This window comes from Burkholderia arboris (assembly GCF_038723655.1).
Taxonomy (GTDB): Bacteria; Pseudomonadota; Gammaproteobacteria; order Burkholderiales; family Burkholderiaceae; genus Burkholderia; species Burkholderia arboris.
This window is the reverse complement of the sequence record NZ_CP109822.1, coordinates 3,076,608-3,095,959: the sequence shown is the minus strand read 5'-3', so window position 1 is coordinate 3,095,959 and position 19,352 is coordinate 3,076,608. Positions and strand designations below refer to the sequence as shown.

At 66.3% G+C, this 19,352-nt stretch carries 20 protein-coding genes; 14 read left to right on the top strand and 6 right to left on the bottom strand.

All coding sequences use genetic code 11. From position 1 onward, the window contains the following. The first annotated feature begins 14 nt into the window (after positions 1-14). The 3 genes from OHZ10_RS31345 (at position 15) to OHZ10_RS31335 (ending at position 2,578) form a co-directional block, all read left to right on the top strand. The gene (locus OHZ10_RS31345; protein ID WP_059239358.1) at positions 15-713 is read left to right on the top strand and encodes a YfiR family protein; all 699 of its coding nucleotides are present in this window, start codon (positions 15-17) and stop codon (positions 711-713) included. After that, positions 710-1,978, top strand: coding sequence for a diguanylate cyclase domain-containing protein (locus OHZ10_RS31340; RefSeq protein WP_059239360.1), 1,269 nt, complete (start codon positions 710-712; stop codon positions 1,976-1,978). The genes OHZ10_RS31345 and OHZ10_RS31340 overlap by 4 nt, the downstream gene beginning before the upstream one ends. An 87-nt stretch (positions 1,979-2,065) precedes the next feature. Next, the gene (locus OHZ10_RS31335; protein WP_256087238.1) at positions 2,066-2,578 is read left to right on the top strand and encodes an OmpA family protein; all 513 of its coding nucleotides are present in this window, start codon (positions 2,066-2,068) and stop codon (positions 2,576-2,578) included. A 409-nt stretch (positions 2,579-2,987) separates the two neighbouring features. On the opposite strand, the gene OHZ10_RS31330 is transcribed toward OHZ10_RS31335, so the two are convergent. After that, positions 2,988-3,611 (bottom strand): hypothetical protein, encoded by a 624-nt coding sequence (locus OHZ10_RS31330; protein WP_081051997.1) that lies wholly within the window; start codon positions 3,609-3,611, stop codon positions 2,988-2,990. Between the two features lie 811 nt (positions 3,612-4,422). On the opposite strand from OHZ10_RS31330, the gene OHZ10_RS31325 reads away from it, so the two are divergent. The 5 genes from OHZ10_RS31325 (at position 4,423) to OHZ10_RS31305 (ending at position 9,405) form a co-directional block, all read left to right on the top strand. Further along, positions 4,423-5,541: a branched-chain amino acid ABC transporter substrate-binding protein gene (locus tag OHZ10_RS31325; RefSeq protein ID WP_059239366.1), complete on the top strand. Its 1,119-nt coding sequence runs from the start codon at positions 4,423-4,425 to the stop codon at positions 5,539-5,541. 183 nt (positions 5,542-5,724) lie between these two features. Next, a complete protein-coding gene (livH, locus tag OHZ10_RS31320) occupies positions 5,725-6,651 on the top strand; it encodes a high-affinity branched-chain amino acid ABC transporter permease LivH (RefSeq protein ID WP_041493199.1) in 927 nt (308 codons plus the stop codon). 11 nt (positions 6,652-6,662) lie between these two features. Beyond that, entirely contained in the window at positions 6,663-7,934 is a 1,272-nt protein-coding gene (locus OHZ10_RS31315; RefSeq protein WP_059239368.1) for a high-affinity branched-chain amino acid ABC transporter permease LivM, read from the top strand. Next, positions 7,931-8,704 carry a high-affinity branched-chain amino acid ABC transporter ATP-binding protein LivG gene (livG, locus tag OHZ10_RS31310; protein WP_059239370.1) on the top strand — a complete coding sequence of 258 codons (774 nt, stop codon included), beginning with the start codon at positions 7,931-7,933 and terminating at the stop codon, positions 8,702-8,704. The genes OHZ10_RS31315 and livG overlap by 4 nt, the downstream gene beginning before the upstream one ends. Then, complete coding sequence (locus OHZ10_RS31305) at positions 8,704-9,405, top strand: ABC transporter ATP-binding protein (protein ID WP_059239372.1); 702 nt, start codon at positions 8,704-8,706, stop codon at positions 9,403-9,405. The genes livG and OHZ10_RS31305 overlap by 1 nt, the downstream gene beginning before the upstream one ends. A gap of 87 nt (positions 9,406-9,492) precedes the next feature. On the opposite strand, the gene OHZ10_RS31300 is transcribed toward OHZ10_RS31305, so the two are convergent. After that, positions 9,493-10,344 (bottom strand): LysR substrate-binding domain-containing protein, encoded by an 852-nt coding sequence (locus OHZ10_RS31300; RefSeq protein ID WP_059239374.1) that lies wholly within the window; start codon positions 10,342-10,344, stop codon positions 9,493-9,495. 133 nt (positions 10,345-10,477) lie between these two features. On the opposite strand from OHZ10_RS31300, the gene OHZ10_RS31295 reads away from it, so the two are divergent. From OHZ10_RS31295 to OHZ10_RS31280, 4 genes are all read left to right on the top strand, one after another. Then, positions 10,478-11,458 (top strand): hypothetical protein, encoded by a 981-nt coding sequence (locus OHZ10_RS31295; protein WP_059239376.1) that lies wholly within the window; start codon positions 10,478-10,480, stop codon positions 11,456-11,458. A gap of 29 nt (positions 11,459-11,487) precedes the next feature. Further along, a complete protein-coding gene (locus OHZ10_RS31290; RefSeq protein ID WP_342705308.1) occupies positions 11,488-12,477 on the top strand; it encodes a 2OG-Fe(II) oxygenase in 990 nt (329 codons plus the stop codon). 13 nt (positions 12,478-12,490) lie between these two features. After that, on the top strand, positions 12,491-13,414 hold the full coding sequence (locus OHZ10_RS31285) for a DMT family transporter (protein ID WP_059239380.1): 924 nt from the start codon (positions 12,491-12,493) through the stop codon (positions 13,412-13,414). A 65-nt stretch (positions 13,415-13,479) separates the two neighbouring features. Beyond that, positions 13,480-13,830, top strand: a complete 351-nt coding sequence (locus tag OHZ10_RS31280) for a VOC family protein (RefSeq protein ID WP_059239382.1) — start codon at positions 13,480-13,482, stop codon at positions 13,828-13,830. 35 nt (positions 13,831-13,865) lie between these two features. Here OHZ10_RS31280 and OHZ10_RS31275 read toward each other — a convergent pair whose 3' ends face one another. From OHZ10_RS31275 to OHZ10_RS31265, 3 genes are all read right to left on the bottom strand, one after another. After that, positions 13,866-14,273, bottom strand: coding sequence for a DUF2000 domain-containing protein (locus tag OHZ10_RS31275; RefSeq protein WP_174992488.1), 408 nt, complete (start codon positions 14,271-14,273; stop codon positions 13,866-13,868). A 44-nt stretch (positions 14,274-14,317) separates the two neighbouring features. Then, positions 14,318-15,175 (bottom strand): AraC family transcriptional regulator, encoded by an 858-nt coding sequence (locus OHZ10_RS31270; RefSeq protein WP_342705307.1) that lies wholly within the window; start codon positions 15,173-15,175, stop codon positions 14,318-14,320. A 73-nt stretch (positions 15,176-15,248) separates the two neighbouring features. Beyond that, positions 15,249-16,226, bottom strand: a complete 978-nt coding sequence (locus tag OHZ10_RS31265; protein ID WP_342705306.1) for an AraC family transcriptional regulator — start codon at positions 16,224-16,226, stop codon at positions 15,249-15,251. A gap of 40 nt (positions 16,227-16,266) precedes the next feature. On the opposite strand from OHZ10_RS31265, the gene OHZ10_RS31260 reads away from it, so the two are divergent. Beyond that, positions 16,267-17,016 carry an SDR family oxidoreductase gene (locus OHZ10_RS31260; RefSeq protein WP_342705305.1) on the top strand — a complete coding sequence of 250 codons (750 nt, stop codon included), beginning with the start codon at positions 16,267-16,269 and terminating at the stop codon, positions 17,014-17,016. Between the two features lie 69 nt (positions 17,017-17,085). Here the strand turns inward: OHZ10_RS31260 and OHZ10_RS31255 are convergent, their stop codons facing one another. Then, on the bottom strand, positions 17,086-18,387 hold the full coding sequence (locus OHZ10_RS31255) for an aspartate aminotransferase family protein (protein ID WP_059239392.1): 1,302 nt from the start codon (positions 18,385-18,387) through the stop codon (positions 17,086-17,088). A 78-nt stretch (positions 18,388-18,465) separates the two neighbouring features. Between OHZ10_RS31255 and OHZ10_RS31250 the strand changes: the two genes are divergently transcribed. Then, positions 18,466-19,350: a LysR family transcriptional regulator gene (locus OHZ10_RS31250; RefSeq protein WP_059239394.1), complete on the top strand. Its 885-nt coding sequence runs from the start codon at positions 18,466-18,468 to the stop codon at positions 19,348-19,350. The last annotated feature ends 2 nt before the right edge of the window (positions 19,351-19,352 follow it).

Below are 19,352 nucleotides of genomic sequence, written 5' to 3'. Positions count from 1 at the left end.
CGGATGTTGCCATCATGGATGCGAAAGTGTGCGCGTCGACTGTCAGTCTCGCGACTGCAGCGACGCCGGCGAACGCGGCGGCCATCGCCGCGCGTACGGTGTGCGGCCGTCTTGGCCGAACCGCTTCGCTGCGCCACGCGTTGCTCGCAATCGTTTGCGTTCTCGGTGCAGCCCCTGGCGTGCTTGCAGGTGCGCCCGCCAATCCGGACGATCCGGTCGATACCGTGCAGATCGCCGCCGCCGCAAGCCCCGCGAATGCTCCCGTTTCGTCACACGACACGACCGTGCGCCAGGTCGTGCTCGGCATCATCAGCTTCACGCGCTGGCCGGCCACGCCCGTTCGGCTGCATCTGTGCATCACCGGCCGGCCCGACTATGCGCGCGGCCTGACCGACACGCTGGAGGCCGGCTCGACGCTGGTCGACGTGCAGCGCGTGAGCCCCGACGATCCGGCGCTCGGCATCGCGTGCGACGCCGTCTACCTCGGCACGCTGAGCAACGACGAACGCGCGCGGGTGCGAACCGCGGTGGCCGGCCATCCGGTGCTGACGATTTCGGAACACGATCCGTCCTGCACCGCGGGCGGCATGTTCTGCCTGAACGTCGACGGCGAACGCGTGTCGTTCGAAATCAACCTCGACGCCGTCGCGCGCAGCGGCGTGCGCGTGCACCCGAACGTGCTCAACCTCGCCCGACGGCCGGTGACGCCATGACGCGGTCCGCGCTCCCCGTTTCCGCTTCGCGCATGCCGCGCCCGACGCTGCAAAGCGTGTTGCGTCGCGCGCACCTGCGCCTCGCATTCGTCGCGGTGACGATGGCGGCCGTGTCGTTGATCGTCGTCGCCGTGATCGCGTTGCGTGCGTATGCGGGCAACAACCTGAACCTGCTGGCGCGCTCGCTCGGTTATACGGTCGAGGCGGCGCTCGTGTTCGGCGACCGCGTCGCGGCGAGCGAGGCGATCGGGATGATCGCCGGCGACGAGGATGTCGCGCAGGTGGTCGTTACCGACAGCAAGGGGCAACCGTTCGCGACGTGGCAATTGCCTGCCGGAAACGGGATCGCGCGGCTCGAACGCGCCGTCGCCGACGTTGCGCTGCCCGGGCCCGTGACCGTGCCGGTGATGCACGACGGCATCGTCGTCGGACACGTCGTCGTGCAGGGACGCGGACATCAGTTCTTCGGATTCCTGCTTGGCGGCGTCGGCGGCATTCTGGGCTGTCTGGCCGTCAGCGTGTTCGGCGCGTATGTCAGCTCGAAGCGCTTGCTGCGCAACATCGTTTCGCCGCTGCGCGCGCTGGCAGGCGTGGCGCATGCGGTGCGGCGCGAGCGCGCGTTCGCGCGTCGGGTCGAGCCGGCGGCGATCGCCGAACTGAACCAGCTCGGCGACGACTTCAACGCGTTGCTCGACGAATTCGAGGACTGGCAGAACACGCTGCGCGACGAGAACGCGTCGCTCGAACACAAGGCGACGCACGATGCGCTCACGGGGCTGCCCAACCGCGTGCAGTTCGAGTCGCGGCTCTCGCTTGCGCTGTGCGACGCCACCTTGACGGGGCAGCGGGTCGCCGTCCTGTATCTCGACTGCGACCGTTTCAAGGAGATCAACGATTGTCTCGGCCACGATGCCGGGGATGCGGTGCTGATCGGCATCGCGTCGCGGCTGCGCACGCAGGTGCGCGAGGCCGATCTCGTCGCACGCCTCGGCGGCGACGAATTTGCGGTGATGCTGGCGGCGGTGCCTGAAGCGGGCAGCGTGTGCCGGATCGCGGACGAGATTTTGTCCGGCATGGCGCCGTCGATCGAGCTGTCCGACGGCCGCGTGGTGGCCACCATGATGAGTGCCGGCGTTGCGCTGTATCCCGATCACGCATCGGACGCGAGCGGCTTGCTGCGGGCGGCGGATGCTGCGATGTACCGCGCCAAGCGCGCGCGGCCGGGCTCGTGGCAATTGGCGGAGGGCGTGGTCGGGTCGGCTTGAGGTTTAACGTTTCGCGCTGCGGGCGAGGCCGCGGCAGCGAATGACAAGAAGTGCGCCCAACAAGGGCGCACTCGAGGGGGATGCGAAATGAACCACTCGTTTCCTGTGAGCATGGGGCGGCTGTGCGTCGCGAGCGCATTGCTGCTGTGCATGCTGCTGGGGGGCTGCAAGACGCCGCCGCCGCTTCATCGCGGGCTGACGCAGACGCAGGTCACGGCGCTGAAGTCGGCCGGGTTCCAGGAGACTGGACAGGGGTTCGAGTTCGGTTCGACCGGGCCGATCCTGTTTGATTTCGACCGGTACAACCTGAAGCCGGATGTGCGGCGGGTCGTCGAACGGATCGGGCGGACGTTGAGGTCGGCGGGGATCAATGGCGTGCGGGTTTATGGGTACTCGGATGATGACGGGAAGGCGAAATACGATCTCGAGTTGTCGAGGCGGCGGGCGGAGGTCGTGGCGATCGAGCTGGTCGACGTCGGAATGGATGCGAAGCAGATCGCGATTGTCGGGAAAGGGAAACTCGATCCAATAGGGGACAACAAGACGCCGGCGGGGAAGGCGCAGAATCGGCGGGCGGCGATTGTGGTTTCGCCGCGGTGAGGAACGTGCGCTGCGCGCGGGCGCGCCGTGGCGGCAAGCGGAAGCCTCGCGGCCAGCAAGCGGTCTGGCATGTTTGGCCCTGACCCTGGAATGTTCCGATGCGGTCGGTTTTAACTGTGGGTTCGGGTATGGCGCACGTGGTGCGCTTGCGCGTGTGACGGATGCGGCCGGGCAGTCGACCGCCTGCGAAACGGACGCGATGGGGCGGGTCACGGGGATCGGGGCGGCCGATGGTGCGCGTCAGAACAAGTCGGCGGCGAGCGACGCTGACGCGCGGAATGCGGTCTACTACTTCCACGACGATGTGTCGGAATGGCCGGAGGAATTGACTGATGCCGATGGCGATTTGATCCGGCAGGTGCGATATCAAATGTGGGCAGCCGCAATAGCAGCCACCCAACACCTCACCTCACCACCCGATATTGCAAGACGACCGCGACGTCCCCGCACCGCCGGTAGCCGTGCACTTCGTCCCCGAGCCGTTGTCGTAGAACGTCCGCGTCTCGGGCTGCGGCACCGACGGATCGAATGGATTCGGCGCCCCATGCGGGCCACGCGGCGCATCGTACGGCCGCTGCGGCGCATACGATCCACCACTACCCGCCGGGCGCGAGCCGTTAGCTCGCAGGTATTCATTCCAGTTCTGCTCGCGCTGCTCATACCCGGGCACGGCGCGGCCCAGACTATCGTTCCCGCCCGCACCGAGTGCGACGCGGTTCGGGGGCAAGGCAAAATCGGGTTCGTGTTTGAACGAAGGTGGCGATGCGACAAGCGCATCGCTTGTCGCACGCAGTGGTCGTGCATCCTGCGTATCGAACGGGCTACGTTTCACCGGCGCAGCGTACTGCACGCGTCGGCGGTTCACACGCGCCGCATGCCCGTCATCGCGAGCGGCAGCACGCCGCTCCGCGCGAAACACATTGGCCCCGGCCGACCGATCGGTCAGCGTATCGCGCCCGGACGCATCGGCGGCGGAAACGGAAAACGCACACGCAATCGCGGCGGCGGAAGACAAGCAGAAGGAATGATTCATCAGCGATCCAAATCAGGTGATGTGCATTGAACAAAACGGCAGATCACTGGCTGGCGGCTGGGCGACGGAGGGGCGTCGAAGCGGCCCTGAAGCGACTGCGAGGCGCGGCGGGCGCGACTCGCAGGAAGGCTGGCTGGATTGCAGAGGCGAATCCGTATTATTTCATATTAATAACGATCGCCTTTCCGAGCGACGAAAACCGTCGGCAAACAGAAGGCTTGAGCAACTTCACCCAACGCACTGCAATGGTGCCCACCAAACCAGTCATCAGCTGATTGAAGAACGACGATGCGACCCTTTGCCTCCCCGACCCACGCCACGCAAAATCGCCTATCACCCAATCCCAATCCCGGCAAGGCACAGCGCTAAGAAACCTGCACCGATAGCAACCAGATTGCACTCCCAGCCCCCGCCTCACAGCCCTCAAGGTTGCGCCGTCATTGCTACCGACCGTCACAACTTCCCTACGTGTTTTCCCTCGGTCGACCGGCATTTTTGACAGACGATTTAAAAACGCCCATATAATTTCGACTGCCTTGCCAACGGCTGTCGGACCATCCCTCCGATCAAGCGGTTTGGCAAGCGGGGCAGGCGAAACGCTTGCGCAATGCAAGACGCATCACGATGTCTTTCCGAACCAGACGTCCCCTTCGGGGACTGCAAGAGCCGGGCCCCGCTACGCAACATTCCGCCGGAGTTCCGTCTTCTATGTGTCTCGGGCGTGTCCCATGTCCTCGCCCCGGGTGCTGTTCGATTGCGCAAGTCATGCCGCCTTTGCCCGTATGACTAAACAACATCGAGGAGCTCCCAGATGACGCTGTCCCGTCTTACGTCCATTTCCGTCGCCGCCGTGCTGTTCGCCGCCGGCGCCGCCGCCGCGCAAGCGGAAACCGTGAAGATCGCCATCGCTGGTCCGATGAGCGGTTCGGTCGCCCAGTATGGCGACATGGTGAAGGCCGGCGCGCTGACCGCGATCGAACAGATCAACGCAGCGGGCGGTGCGGGCGGCAACAAGTTTGAAGTCGTGATGATGGACGATGCATGCGAGCCGAAGCAGGCCGTTGCCGTCGCCAACAAGATCGTCAGCCAGAAGATCAAGTACGTGATCGGTCACGTGTGCTCGGGTTCGACGATCCCGGCCTCGGACATCTACGAGAACGAAGGCATCGTGATGGTCACGCCGTCGGCCACCGCGCCGCAGCTGACCGAAGGCAAGAAGCGCCACTTCATCTTCCGCACGATCGGCCGTGACGACCAGCAAGGCCCGGCCGCCGCGCACTACATCATCAACAACGTGAAGCCGAAGAAGGTCGCGGTCCTGCACGACAAGCAGTCGTACGGCCAGGGCATCGCGTCGTCGGTGAAGAAGGACCTCGAAGCCGCGAAGATCCCGGTCGTCCTGTTCGAAGGCATCAACGCCGGAGATTCGGATTACTCGGCGATCATCACGAAGCTGAAGTCGCAAGGCGTCGATTTCGTCTACTTCGGCGGCTATCACCCGGAAATGGGCCTGCTGATGCGCCAGGCGCGCGAGCAGGGCGTGAAGGCGACGTTCATGGGGCCTGAAGGCGTGGGCAACAAGGACGTGACGGCTATCGCCGGCCCGGCTTCGGAAGGCATGCTCGTCACGCTGCCGGCCGACTTCTCGGCCGATCCGGCCAACGCGGCGCTCGTGAAGGCGTTCGCGGACAAGAAGCGCGACCCGAACGGCCCGTTCCAGATGCCGGCGTACGCAGCGGTGAAGATCATCGCCGACGCGATCGCGGGAGCGAAGACGACCGACCCGACGAAGGTCGCCGCGTACATGCACAAGACGACGTTCGACACGCCGATCGGCAAGGTCGCGTATGACGCACAGGGCGACCTGAAGGCGTTCAAGTTCGTCGTCTACACGTGGCACAAGGACGCGACGAAGACCGCCGCCAAGTAATACGGAGTACCCGCCCGCGCACCCGCCCTGTCCGAGACCCGGACGGGGCGGGTGCGTATTGGCTGCGCATCGGCCCAGTGCGCAGCCAAGGGGCGGCCCGAGACGACACCGTGCGTTGCGCGCGGCCGAACGCCGTGATCCGGCGACGGCATGCGACACAACGCCAACGGGAGCTTCCCGCACATGACTGACTTCTTTCCTCAATTCGCCCAGCAGCTGGTCAACGGCCTGACGCTGGGTGCGATCTATGCGTTGATCGCCATCGGCTACTCGATGGTCTACGGCATCATCGGCATGATCAACTTCGCCCACGGCGAGATCTACATGATCGGCGCGTACGTGGGCCTCGTGACCCTCACTGCAATCGGCATCTCCGCCGGCTATCCGCTGCCGCTCGTGCTCGGCGCCGCGCTGATCGTGTCGGTGATCGTCACCGGCCTGTACGGCTTCGCGGTCGAGCGCGTCGCGTACCGGCCGCTGCGCGGCGGCCCGCGCCTCGTGCCGCTGATCTCCGCGATCGGCATGTCGATCTTCCTGCAGAACTACGTGCAGATCGGCCAGGGCGCGCGCGACGTGTCGGTGCCGGTGCTGATCTCCGGCGCGTTCGACATTCATCTCGGCGGCGATTTCGACGTGACCATCCCGTATTCGCGCCTGATGATCGTCTGCGTGACGCTCGTGCTGATGATCGCGCTCACGCTGTTCATCTCGCATTCGCGGATGGGCCGCGCGTGCCGCGCCTGCGCCGAGGACATGAAGATGGCGAACCTGCTCGGCATCGACACGAACCGCGTGATCTCGTTCACGTTCGTGCTCGGCGCGATGCTGGCGGCCGTCGGCGGCGTGCTGATCGGGCTGACGATCGGCAAGCTGAATCCGTATATCGGCTTCGTCGCAGGCATCAAGGCGTTCACCGCCGCGGTGCTGGGCGGGATCGGCAGCATCCCGGGCGCGATGCTCGGCGGCGTGCTGCTCGGCCTCGCCGAAACCTTCGCCGCAGGCTACATGCCGGCCGAGTACAAGGACGTCGTCGCGTTCGGCCTGCTCGTGCTGATCCTGCTCTTCCGCCCGACCGGCCTGCTCGGCAAGTCGGACATCGAAAAGGTCTAAGGGAGACGCAGATGAGTCAAGTCATTTCCGTTCGCCGCCCGGCCGCCGACGCTTCGATCGGCCAGGCGCTGAAGAATGCCGTGGCCGCCGCGTTCCTGACGGCGATCCTCACGATTCCGGTGCTCGGTCTGCAGTTGAAGCTCGACGGCTATCAGGTCGTGCTGACGCCGCACTGGCGCCCGGTGTGGATCGCGGTCGCGGCCGTGTTCCTGTTTCAGTTGTTCAAGCCGTGGCTCGTGCGCGCGAAAGCGGCCGTGAAGCTGCCGGCAGTGCCGGCGATGGGCGCGCAGCAGCAGCGCGTGATCATCTGGGTGATGCTCGCGGTCGGGTTCGTGTGGCCGTTCTTCGGTTCGCGCGGTGCGGTGGACGTCGCGACGCTCGCGCTGATCTACGTGATCCTCGGCCTCGGGCTGAACATCGTGGTCGGTTTCGCGGGCCTGCTCGATCTCGGCTATGTCGGGTTCTACGCGGTCGGCGGCTATACGTACGCAATGCTGAACCAGTATTTCGGGCTGTCGTTCTGGGAGTGCCTGCCGATCGCGGCGATCGCCGCGGCGACGTTCGGCTTCCTGCTCGGCTTCCCGGTGCTGCGCCTGCGCGGCGACTACCTCGCGATCGTCACGCTCGGCTTCGGCGAAATCATCCGCCTGCTCGCGAACAACCTGACGAGCCTCACCGGCGGCCCGGACGGCATCTCGAGCATTCCGAAGCCGTCGGTGTTCGGCTTCGAGATGGCGCGCTCGGCGAGCGTCGAAGGCGCGAAGACCTTCCATGAACTGATCGGGCTGGAATACAGCGGCGAGCACATGGTGATCTTCCTGTACCTGATCGCGCTGGTGCTGGTCTGCTTCACGCTGTTCGTGACGAGCCGCCTGATCCGCATGCCGATGGGCCGCGCATGGGAAGCGCTGCGCGACGACGAGATCGCGTGCCGTTCGCTCGGCCTGAACCCGACGCGCATCAAGCTGTCGGCGTTCACGCTCGGTGCCGCGTTCGCGGGTATCGGCGGCGCGTTCTTCGCGGCACGTCAGGGCCTCGTGAATCCTGAATCGTTCACCTTCATCGAATCGGCGCTGATCCTCGCGATCGTCGTGCTCGGCGGGATGGGGTCGCAGCTCGGCGTGATTCTCGCGGCGATCCTGCTGACCGTGCTGCCGGAAGTCGCGCGCGGCTTCGCCGAGTACCGGATGCTGATCTTCGGTCTCGTGATGGTGTTGATGATGATGTGGCGTCCGCAGGGCCTGCTGCCCGCGAGCCGTCCCCACGTGGAGCTGCCGCAATGAGCGCGAACGCAGAACTGTTGAAGGTCGCCGGGCTGCAGATGCGCTTCGGCGGGTTGCTCGCGGTGGACGGCATCGATTTCGACGTGCGCCGCGACGAGGTGTTCGCGATCATCGGGCCGAACGGTGCGGGCAAGACCACGGTGTTCAATTGCGTCGGCGGCTTCTACAAGCCGACCGGCGGCGATGTCGTGCTCGACGGTCACGCGATTGGCGGGCTGCCTAGCCACAAGATCGCGTTGAAGGGTCTCGTGCGGACGTTCCAGAACATCCGCCTGTTCAAGTCGCTGACCGTCGTCGAGAACCTGCTCGTCGCGCAGCATCGCAAGGTGAAGGCGGGGCTGCTGCACGGGCTGTTCGCGACGCCCGCGTATCGTCACGCGGAGAAGGAAGCGCTCGAACGCGCGGCCGTGTGGCTCGACCGGATGGGGCTGACGTCGGTCGCCAACCGCCAGGCCGGCACGCTGTCGTACGGGCACCAGCGGCGTCTGGAGATCGCGCGCTGCATGATCACCGAGCCGCGCCTGCTGATGCTCGACGAGCCGGCCGCCGGCCTCAACCCGCAGGAAAAGATCGAGCTTCAGCACCTGATCGACAAGCTGCGCCGTGAATTCGGCGTATCGGTGCTGCTGATCGAACACGACATGAGCCTCGTGATGGGCGTGTCCGACCGCATCCTCGTGATGGAGCACGGCCGGCCGATCGTGATCGGCACGCCGGAGGCGGTCCGCAACGACCCGCGCGTGATCAAGGCGTATCTGGGGGAAGAGTGATGCTGAAGCTGGAACAGGTCCATACGCACTACGGCGCGGTCGAAGCGCTCGCGGGCGTGTCGATCGAGGTGAACAAGGGCGAGATCGTCACGCTGATCGGCAGCAACGGCGCCGGCAAGACGACGCTGATGATGACCGTGTGCGGCACGCCGCGCGCCTCGTCGGGCCGCGTGCTGTTCGAGGGCAAGGACATCACCGGGATGTCGACGCACCAGATCATGCGGCAGGGGATGGCGATTTCGCCGGAAGGGCGGCGCGTGTTCCCGAGCCTGACGGTGCTCGAAAACCTGAAGATGGGCGGCTTCTTCGCGAGCCGTCACGAGATCGACGACGGCATCGAGCACGTGTTCAAGCTGTTTCCGCGCCTGAAGGAGCGCGCGGCGCAGCGGGCCGGCACGATGTCGGGCGGCGAGCAGCAGATGCTGGCGATCGGCCGTGCGCTGATGAGCAAGCCGCGTTTGCTGCTGCTCGACGAACCGACGCTCGGCCTCGCGCCGCTCGTGATCGCGCAGATCTTCGACATCATCCGCACGATCCGCGACGAAGGCGTCACGGTGTTCCTCGTCGAGCAGAACGCGAACAAGGCGCTCGGCGTGGCCGATCGCGGCTACGTGCTCGAAACGGGGCGCGTGGTGCTCGCCGATACGGGCGCGAACCTGCTCGCGAACGATCGCATCAAGCAGGCCTACCTCGGCGGTTGATGCCGACAGCCGCCGGCCTGCAACGGGCCGGCGGCGTTTTGCTTTCCATGCTTGCGCATGCAAGGCCGGTTCCCGGCCTTGTCTTCCCTATCCGATCCTGAACGTGCTTTTCAGTACGTCGCGCAGATGCAGCGCGGCGCGATTGCTGTCGTCCGTCAGGATCGTGATCAGGTGCGGCGGCAGATCGGGCAGCACGATCCCGGCGACGTGGCTCGTCAGGTTGCCGGACACGCGGTCGTGTTCGATCAGGCCGACCGCGAGGCCGTTCGCGATACAGGCTTCGACTGCCGGTGAACTGGCGCTCTCGAGCAGCATCCGGTGCGCGATCCTTGCCTTCTTCAGCGCGTTCAGCGCTGTGTCGCGGTACGGGCAGCCCTGCAGCTGCACCGCGATCGGCAGCGGCGCATCGGGATTGAATTTGAACGTGCGCGCGGCGACCCACACCGGATGGGTCTTGCTGAGCAGCTCGGCGTGCGGCGGCGCCTTCGGCACGACGGCGATCGTGATGTCGAGCTGGCCGCGCGAGAACAGCAACTGCAATTCCTCGCTGGAGCGCGCTTCAACGGTCAGTTCGAGCAACGGCCGGTCGGCAGCGAAACGCGGCAGGAATTCCGCCATGAAGTGCGCCGCGTAGGAATCGGGGATGCCGAGCCGCAGCTTGCCGGTCAGCATCTGCGGCGACAGCGATTCGACGAGCCGGTCGTGGCTCAGCAGAAACTCGGTGGTGTCGCTCAGCAGCTTGTGGCCGTACTGCGTGAGTTCGACGGCCTGGTTGTTTCGCGTAAACAGGCGCTGCGCGACCATCTCCTCCAGCTTCTGGATCTGCGCGGTGACCGACGACGGGCTGCGGTTCACATGGGCGGCCGCATCCTTGAAGCGGCCGAGCTTCGCGACGGCATGGAAGGTTCGCAGCAGGTCGACGTCCAGGGTGCGCGGCATGATTTTGTTTTTCCGAATCAGTGATTCAGGTAATGTCGATTGACGGAATTATTGAGCATCCCATATTCTCGGGTCAACAGGCAGACAACGGCAGGCAGCCGGTCGGGCGTGGCACGCATCCGGGGAATGATTCATGTCGATCAATGATTTTGTCGTAGATGCATTGGTGCGGGACAGGAAGCTGAAGGCGGAGTCGGTATGGACGGTCGAGAATCACGAGAAGTATTCGACGCTGAAGCGCACTGACGACGATGCGCGGCGGAAGGCGGCGGGGCGCGAAGTCTTTTCGCTGATGCGAAACCTGAACGAGCTGGGCGTACGAAGCCCGGCGCTGTGCGCGGATCGCGACGGCAACGGTTCGTTGCGCGAAGCGATCGGCGCGTTGAGCGAGCGGCTGGCCACGTTGTCGCGCGGCCGCGATGTCCACTACATCGAACTCGGCCCCGAGCCGGTCAAGACCACCGAACTGATGAAGGCCGTCAGCGGCGGCGGGCCCGATCATCTGCGTTACACCGCCGTCGACATCAACGAGTCGTCGGAAGACGCAATGCGGCACGCGATCATGCCGTTCCTGAAAGCGCCCGGCTGTTTCAACTACATCGCCGACGATTACCGGAACGTGCAGTGGAACCATATCGATCTGGGCCAGGACGTGACGTTCATCACGATGCTCGGGTTCCAGGAGGGCAACGAGTTGCCGGTGACGATCGGCCGGCTCATCCGCAATCTCGGCGGGAAGTCGACCTACGTCGTGTCGGAGATGCAGTTGCTCGTGGAGGGGCGTGAAGAGCCGATCTACAACTTCTACCGGAACGAGAACATGGTGCGGTTCTCCGAGATCGTCAGCCGGCAGCAGGGTTTCGAGCCGCTTGGCGAGCATCATGTGTCGATCGTCCGGCTCAATCTGCTCGGCGACCAGTTCCATGTCGCGGTCACGCTGCAACCGGTGTCGAAAGCGGGAGCCGACGGGCATCTGATCACCAACGTCTGCCTGAAATACACGCCGGAGCAATTCCGCCACGTGCGCCTGAGCCACGGCAATTGTCGCGTGATCGACGAGCTGCGCAGCGGGGACGGCAGCGTCGTGTACCAGATTGCGCAGTTCAAGGGCTGAATGCCGAAACGTCGATAGCGAGGCGCGCGATGAACAAGGGAAATGCATTGCCGGTGTTTGCGCGAGGATTCGATCGGGTCAGGCTTGCGTTGCAGACGTCGCTGGCCGCCGGCGTGAACGTCGATGGCGCGATGGACGCAGCGAAGGAGCCGATGCGCTGGACGAGCGCGTGCCTGCGCGACGGTTACCAGGTGCGATATCGCCGCAACCTCGACGATATCGGCTATCGCGATGTGCCGATGCGCGGCACGCGCTCGGATGCGCTGAACGCGGTGTGCCATCTGCGCGGGCTGTTCTCCGACGAAGCGGTGAGTGCATTGCGCGAGATCGGCCGCGCGCTGGAGCACAGCGCGTCGAGCAGCAACTGGATCATCTCGAAGCGGGCGCGCGCGGTGACGAACCGCTCGCGGTTCATCGACGACATGATGCACGACCGCGCGTTCCTGATGAGGGTGTCGCGTCTCGCCGGTGCGCCGCTGATCCCGTATCCGATGGTCAATGCGCGGTCGCAGTTCAACTACTACTATCCGACGGACCACGGTGACGACGGCAAGGCGCAGGTGGGCATGTGGCACACCGACGGCACCAGTTTCGTGCTGAACATCGTGCTGTCGGATCGCTCGGAATACGAGGGCGGCAACTTTCTGTTCTACGAATCGACCGCGGAGACGTTCGACCGCCACGATCGCGCGCGCCGGCATGTGAAGACCGCGAAACTCGACAACGCGGGCGACGCGCTGCTCATCTACGGCAGCAAGCTGTTTCATGGCGTCGAACCGGTCGAGGCCGGGCGCCGCATGTCGCTGGTGTTGTCGTTTCATTGCCCGTACACGCGCGAGGACGACAACGGGTTCTGGCACCTCGCATCGGACGACGGCATTCCGCGCACGATCGTCAACTGGCTGGCGCTGCAGCGCGCGCTCAGGGACGACGCCGAACTGCAGTATCGCCGCCTGGGGCTCGAGCCGATTCGCCCCGGGGAACTGGACGACCAGCGCCTGTCCCCGGCCACTTTCTGAGAGCCGTCGCCCCATGCAGCTATTCCTGCTTCAGCTCGTGTTCGTGTTGTCATGGAGTTCCGGTTTCATCGGCGCGAAGCTCGGCGCGGAAACGGCCGGTGCGTTCAACCTGCTGTTCTGGCGGTTCCTGCTCGTCACGCTGTGCCTCGCGATCGTCCTCAACCGGCAGCTTGGGCGCCTGACGCTCGAAAAAATCCGCTATCACGCGGTGATCGGCTTCCTGTCGCAGTTTCTCTATCTGACCTGCGTCTATATCGCGATTCAGCACGGCCTGCCGCCGGGTATCGCCGCGATCGTCGCGGCGTTGCAGCCGCTCATCACGGCCGCGATGACGTCGCTCGAAGGCAGCGAGCGCAGCGGGGCGCGCCAGTGGGCCGGGCTCGTCGTCGGGTTCGTCGGCGTGGGCATCGTGATCGGCGGGCAGTATGCGCTGCCGGCAGGGTCGGTCGGAATCGTCATGTATCTGCTGCCGCTGGTGTCCGCGCTGGGACTGTCGATCGCGACGATCTATCAGCGGCGGCGCGCACTGACGGCCGCGCGCAGCAACGAGGACGGGCTGTTCCTGCCGCTGTTCGTGCAAGGGTGCGTGAGCCTCGTGCTGTTCGCGGCGTGCGGGATCGCCACGGGCAACCTGCATGTGCCGGCGCAGCCGAACGTGTGGGTGTCGGTCGTGTGGCTGACGGTGTTCTCGACCTTCATCGCGTACCTGTCGTTGTGGGCGCTGCTCAAGCGCATGCCCGCGACACGCGTGGCGACCCTCGTCTATCTCGAGCCGCCGGTGACGCTGATGTGGGCCGCGTGGATGTTCGGCGACCGGATCGAGGTGACGACCTACCTCGGTATCGTTGTCGTCGCGATCGGTGTGTGGCTCGCCGGCAAGCAGGTCGAGCGGCCCGCGCGGGCGCGGCGGCAGGAAATGGAGGCGGCCGGCCGCTGACGCACTGGTTGCGCACGCGAATCCGGTGTAGCTTCGCGGGACAGCCCGGCTCGCGGAGGAACCCGATGAAAGTCAAACGGATCGTCGCCAATATCGACACACGATCAGGCGACGACGCAAAGCGTTTTTACCAGCAGATCTTCGGCCTCGACCTGCTGATGGACCACGGCTGGATCGCGACGTACGGCAATGCCGAGCAGATGGACGTGCAGATCAGCTTCGCATCGCAGGGCGGATCGGGTACGCCGACGCCCGATCTGTCGATCGAGGTCGACGACGTCGACGAAGCGCTCGAACGCGTTCGGGCAGCCGGCATTCCCGTCGAATACGGGCCGGCCGACGAGCCGTGGGGCGTACGGCGGTTCTACGTGCGCGATCCGTTCGGCAAACTCGTCAACGTGCTCGCGCATCGCTGACCTGAAGCGTCGGGCCGAATGCGGCGTTTCAACGTTCAAGCGTGCAACGCCAGCCCCTTCACCGCCTTGTCCACGGCCTTCTTCGGCCCGTGCAACGCCAGGCCGACCAGATCGGGATTCGCCGCATCCCCGGCACGAAACGCTGCGCGGTTGGCCGCGTCGTGCCCGGTCGAGAACATCGCGCGTACGTAAGGCACGATCGTCAGTTCGCGCGATAGCGCCTGCCGGTGCGCGGCCTGCAACCCGTTCAGATCGGCCGCGAACACCAGCATCGGCTGGCCCAGCATCCGGCTGTAGCGGCGGCCGGCCGCATCCTCGTAAGGCTCGCCGAGCGCTTCGGGCGCACCGGCCGCGACGCCCGTCGCGAGAAACGCGACGACATTGAGTTTCTGCCACGCCGCGAGATCGTCGCGCACGATCAGCGCTACTTTCGTATCGAACATGCTTGCTCCTGGTTGGAACATCCATGATCGGATGCCGCGCGCGATCAGTCTGGAACGTTTGTGCAGAGTTGCCGGTAGGCGGCCGGCGTGATCCGGTACGCGCGGCGGAACCAGCGGCCGAGATGGCTCTGGTCGGCAAAGCCGACGTCCGCGGCCGTCTGCGCGGGCGTGCGGCCGGCCGCCAGCAGCCTGCGCGCGGCGCGCAGCCGCAAGCGCACCAGGTACGCATGCGGCGACGTGCCGAATGCGCGCTGGAACATCCGCGTCAGCCGGAACCGGTCGATGCCGGCGACGCTGGCGAGCTCGTCGAGGCCGATGTTGCCGTCCATGTGTGCGTGCAGCAGATCGCGCACGCGCGCGATCGCGGGCGGCACGACGCCGCTCTCCAGCGCGAGCGGGCCGCGCAGTTCGCCGCCGAGCCGTGTCAGCAGGCGGTCGAGCGTCTGGTCCCGTGCGAGCCGGCCTTCGTCGTCGTGGATCGCGAAGAATGCGTTCCGGATCGCATCGACGAGGCTGCGGTCGTCGACGAGCGTGTGGCCGAACGTGGCTTCGACGCCGCCGAGGCCCGGCAGGTCCAGCCGGCGCGCGGCGCGCTCGACCCACGCTTGCGGCAGGTACAGCATGCCGTAGGTGAAGCCGCCGGCTTCGGGCGCGTGGCCGTCGTGCATCGCACCCGGCTCGATCAGGATCGCGCGGCCCGGCACGCTCGTATGCAGCGAACGGTGGCACTGGAAGCGCTGCACGCCCTGTTCGGTGAAGCCGACCAGCATGTCGTCGTGGTCGTGCGCGTCGTAGGCATGGCCGTTGAAATGCGCGTGGAGGCTTTCGATGCCGGTTTCCGCATCGCGCCGCGCGACGAGCCAGTGGTCGGTCGTGGCGGGGGCCTTTGCCGCTGTCGTCATCGGATGCCTCGCGCGTCGTCGTTGCGTGACGGGTAGTGTACGCAGGTCGCGGATTGGCGGTGGCGGGCGCGGCTCATGCTGCGTTGGTCGCGGCCTGTTCTTCACGTGCATATTGCGCGGGCGGCCGGCCGACGTGGCGCGTGAACGCGACGCTGAACGTGCTGGCCGAGCCATAGCCGACGCGCCCCGCGATCTCCGCGATGCGGCCGTCGTGACGGCGGAGCAGGTCTTTCGCGAGCGCCATGCGCCACGTGAGCAGGTATTCCATCGGCGCGACACCAACCGCGCGGCTGAAGCGTTCGAAGAACGTCGAGCGCGACAATGCGGCCTCCTTCGCCAACGCGACGATCGTCCACGGATGCGCGGGGCTTTCGTGCATCCGGCGGATCGCGGCGGCGAGACGGCTGTCGGCGAGCCCGCGCACGAGGCCGGGCGACGCGTGCGTGCCGGACGTGAAGCGCAACGCCTCGATCAGCAGCACTTCCAGCAGGCGTGCCAGCACGATCTCGCGGGCAGGCCGTTGCGCGCGCGATTCGTCGCGCACCAGTTGCACGAGCGTGGTCAGCCGCGGTTCCCCGCGCACGTGCACGAACCGGGGCAGCAGCGACACCAGCAGCGATGCGTCGGGAGAACCGAAGCTGCAGTTGCCGGCCATCATCCGCGTGTCGACCGGGTTGGCCGGATCGCCGATCCGGTATTCGCCGTGGTCGAGCGCGACCGGCGGCGCGGTTTCGACGCCCGGCGCCGGCGGTTCGAGGCTGGACATCGCGACGCCGTAGGCCGCCGGAATCAGCATGAAATCGCCCGGCAGCAGTTCGATCGGCGCATGCCCGTCGATCGCGATCCGGCACCCGCCGTCGAGGATCGCGCAGTAGAACGGCTCGCCGGCGACCGTGCGGTTGATCGCCCACGGGCTCGCACCGCGCACGTACTTCGAGTACCGCGCGCCCGGTTGCAGCAGTGTCACGACTTCGGTCAGCGGGTCGATCATTGCCGGACTCTCGCAAAAGAAAAGCGGATTTTCGATTGTAGCGAATACGGATCCGGCCATCTATCGTACGAACACCTGCTCACACATCACAGGAGTTCGCATGAAGACCGTACTGATTACCGGCTGTTCCTCCGGCTTCGGCCTCGAGATCGCGCGCCATTTCCTGGCCCGCGACTGGCGGGTCGTCGCGACGATGCGCACGCCGCGCGAGGACGTGCTGCCGCCGTCGGCGCATTTGCGCGTACTGCCGCTGGACGTGACGAACGCGGACAGCATCCGCGCCGCGATCGACGCGGCCGGCCCGATCGACGTGCTCGTCAACAACGCAGGCTTCGGCGCGGCCGCACCGGCCGAGCTGACGCCGCTCGATACGGTACGCGCGCTGTTCGAGACCAACACGATCGGCACGATCGCGCTCACGCAGGCCGTGCTGCCGCAGTTTCGCGAGCGCGGCGCCGGCGTGGTCGTGAACGTCACGTCGAGCGTCACGCTGAAGGCGCTGCCGCTGGTCAGCGCGTACCGCGCGAGCAAGGCGGCGGTCAATGCGTTCACCGAGTCGATGGCGGCCGAACTCGCGCCGTTCGGCGTGCGCACGCATCTCGTGCTGCCGGGCCGGGCGCCCGACACGCGTTTCGGCGACAACGCGCGCGCGAACATGCACGGCTTCGAGCACGAAGCGTATGCGGACTTCGTCGGGAAGGCGATCGCGCGGATGCTCGACGCGTCTGCGCCGATCACCCATGCGGAGGATGTCGCCGACGCCGTATGGCGTGCGGCGACCGATCCGTCGAGCCCGATGCGCATGCCGGCCGGCGCCGATGCGCTAGCGTGGGCGGCGGAAGCAGGCTGATCGATCGGGCATCCGTCGCGCTGATCCGTTGAACCGGCGCGATGGTATCGCGTGATGCGGGGCAGGGCGTTACAGCGCGCGCGTGATCGCCTGTTCCAGCAGCGACAGGCCGAGGTCGATTTCTTCGTCGCTGACGGTCAGCGGCGGCGCGATCCGGAACACGCCGCCCATGCCGGGCAACTGCACGATGTTCATGCTGAGCCCGAGGTTCATGCACTCGCGCGTGATCTTCGCGCCGAGCCCGTCCGCCGGCTCCTTCGTGCGGCGATCCTTGACGATCTCGACGCCGAGCAGCAGCCCGCGCCCGCGCACGTCGCCGATGCAGTCGAACCGCTCCATCAGGTCGAGCAGGCCGCGCCGGAGCCGGTCGCCCATCACGTTGGCCCGCTCGACGAGCCCGTCGCGCTGCACCACGTCGAGCACGCGCAGGCCGACCGCAGCCGGCAGCGGATCGGACACGTGCGTCGTGTAGAACAGGTAGCCGAGCGCGTGCGCACGTTCCTCGATGGCCGCGGACGTCACGATCGCCGCGAGCGGCAGCCCGGCGCCGAGCGTCTTCGACAGCGTCAGGATGTCGGGCGTCACGCCGTCGCGCTGGCACGCGAACATCGTGCCGGTGCGGCCGATGCCCGTCTGCGCTTCGTCGAGGATCAGCAGCATCCCGCGCTCCTCGCACTTGCGCTTGAGCGCCGCCATATAGCCTTCCGGCAGCTCGATGATTCCGCCCGAACTGAGGATCGGTTCCGCGATGAACGCGGCGAGGTTGCCGCTCGACTGCCGGTCGATCAGATCGAATGCGTAGTCGAGTTCGGCGAGAGAGTCATAGGCGCCGTTGCGCTCGAAACGCGGCCGGTACGTGAACGGCGCGGGAATCGCGAACGAACCGACCGACGCCGGGCCGACGCCCTTGCGGCCGGCGCTGTAGGTGGCCGATGCGGCCGCGCCCGTCATTCCATGCCACGACTGCGCGAAGCCGACGATCTCGTACTTGCCGGTGACGAGCTTGGCCATCCGGATCGCCGCCTCGTTCGACTCCGCGCCGGTGCTCAGCAGCAGCGCGCGATCGAGCCCGGGCGGCGTGACGTCGGCGAGGCGCGTCGCGAGATCGACGACCGGCCGCGACAGCATGCCGCTGAACAGGTGGTCGAGCTTGCCCGCGTATTCGCTGATCACGGACACGATTTCCGGATGGCTGTGGCCGAGCACCGCGCTCATCTGGCCCGACGTGAAATCGAGGATCGCGCGGCCGTCGGCGTCGTAGACGAAGCTGCCTTTCGCGCGCTCGATGATCATCGGCTCGAACGTGCCGCCGTAGCGGACCAGGTGCTGCCTGGCGTTGCGCCAGAAGGTTGCGTCGTCGTTCAGGGACATCGGGCGTCTCCGGGCAAAAGGGCAGGGATCGCTTGCAGTCTAGGCGCGCGTCTGGTTTGATGGAAACGAATAGTTCTTATGCAAGGTAGAAAAGGAGCTAATACCTTGGGGCTTTCGCTTGAAATCGACCTGCTGCGTTCGTTTGTCGTGATCGCCGAGGTGCGCGCGCTCAGCCGCGCGGCCGCGCGCGTCGGCCGCACGCAGTCGGCGCTCAGCCAGCAGATGAAGCGGCTCGAGGAAGTGGTCGACCAGCCGCTGTTCCAGCGCACCGGCCGGGGCGTGGTGCTGACGCATCCGGGCGAGCGGCTGCTCGTGCACGCGCAGCGCATCCTGCGGCTGCACGACGAGGCGATGGCCGACCTGTGCGGCACGGGGCTGTCGGGCACGATCCGGTTCGGCTGCCCGGACGATTACGCGGAGGTCTGGCTGCCGTCGCTGCTGCGGCAGTTTTCGAGCCAGCATCCGCAGGCGATCGTCGAGGTCGTATGCGGGCCGACGCCGCGGCTGATCGAACAGCTGGAGAAGCGTGCGGTCGATCTGGCGATGATTTCATTGCCGGACGACGGCGCGAACGACGACATCATTCGCCGCGAGCAACTCGTGTGGATCGGCTATCCGGGGCTGGAGCCCGCACATTTCGATCCGCTGCCGCTCGCGCTGTCCGATCGCGATACGCTCGATCACCTCGCGGCCTGCGAGGCGCTGGATCGCGCCGGTCGCGATTACCGCGTCGCCTATGCGAGCAGCAGCCTCGCGGGGTTGATCGCGCTGGTGCGCTCGGGGCAGGCGTTCGCGGTGATGACGCAGACGGCCGTGCCGGCCGACCTCGCGATCGTGAACGGCGATCCGCGATTGCCGCCGTTGCCGGCCGTGGGCATCGCGCTGAAGTTCGACCGGAAGCGGCCGTCGCACCTGACAACGGCGTTTGCCGAACATATCCGGCAAACGCTGCCGTTGCTTTGATG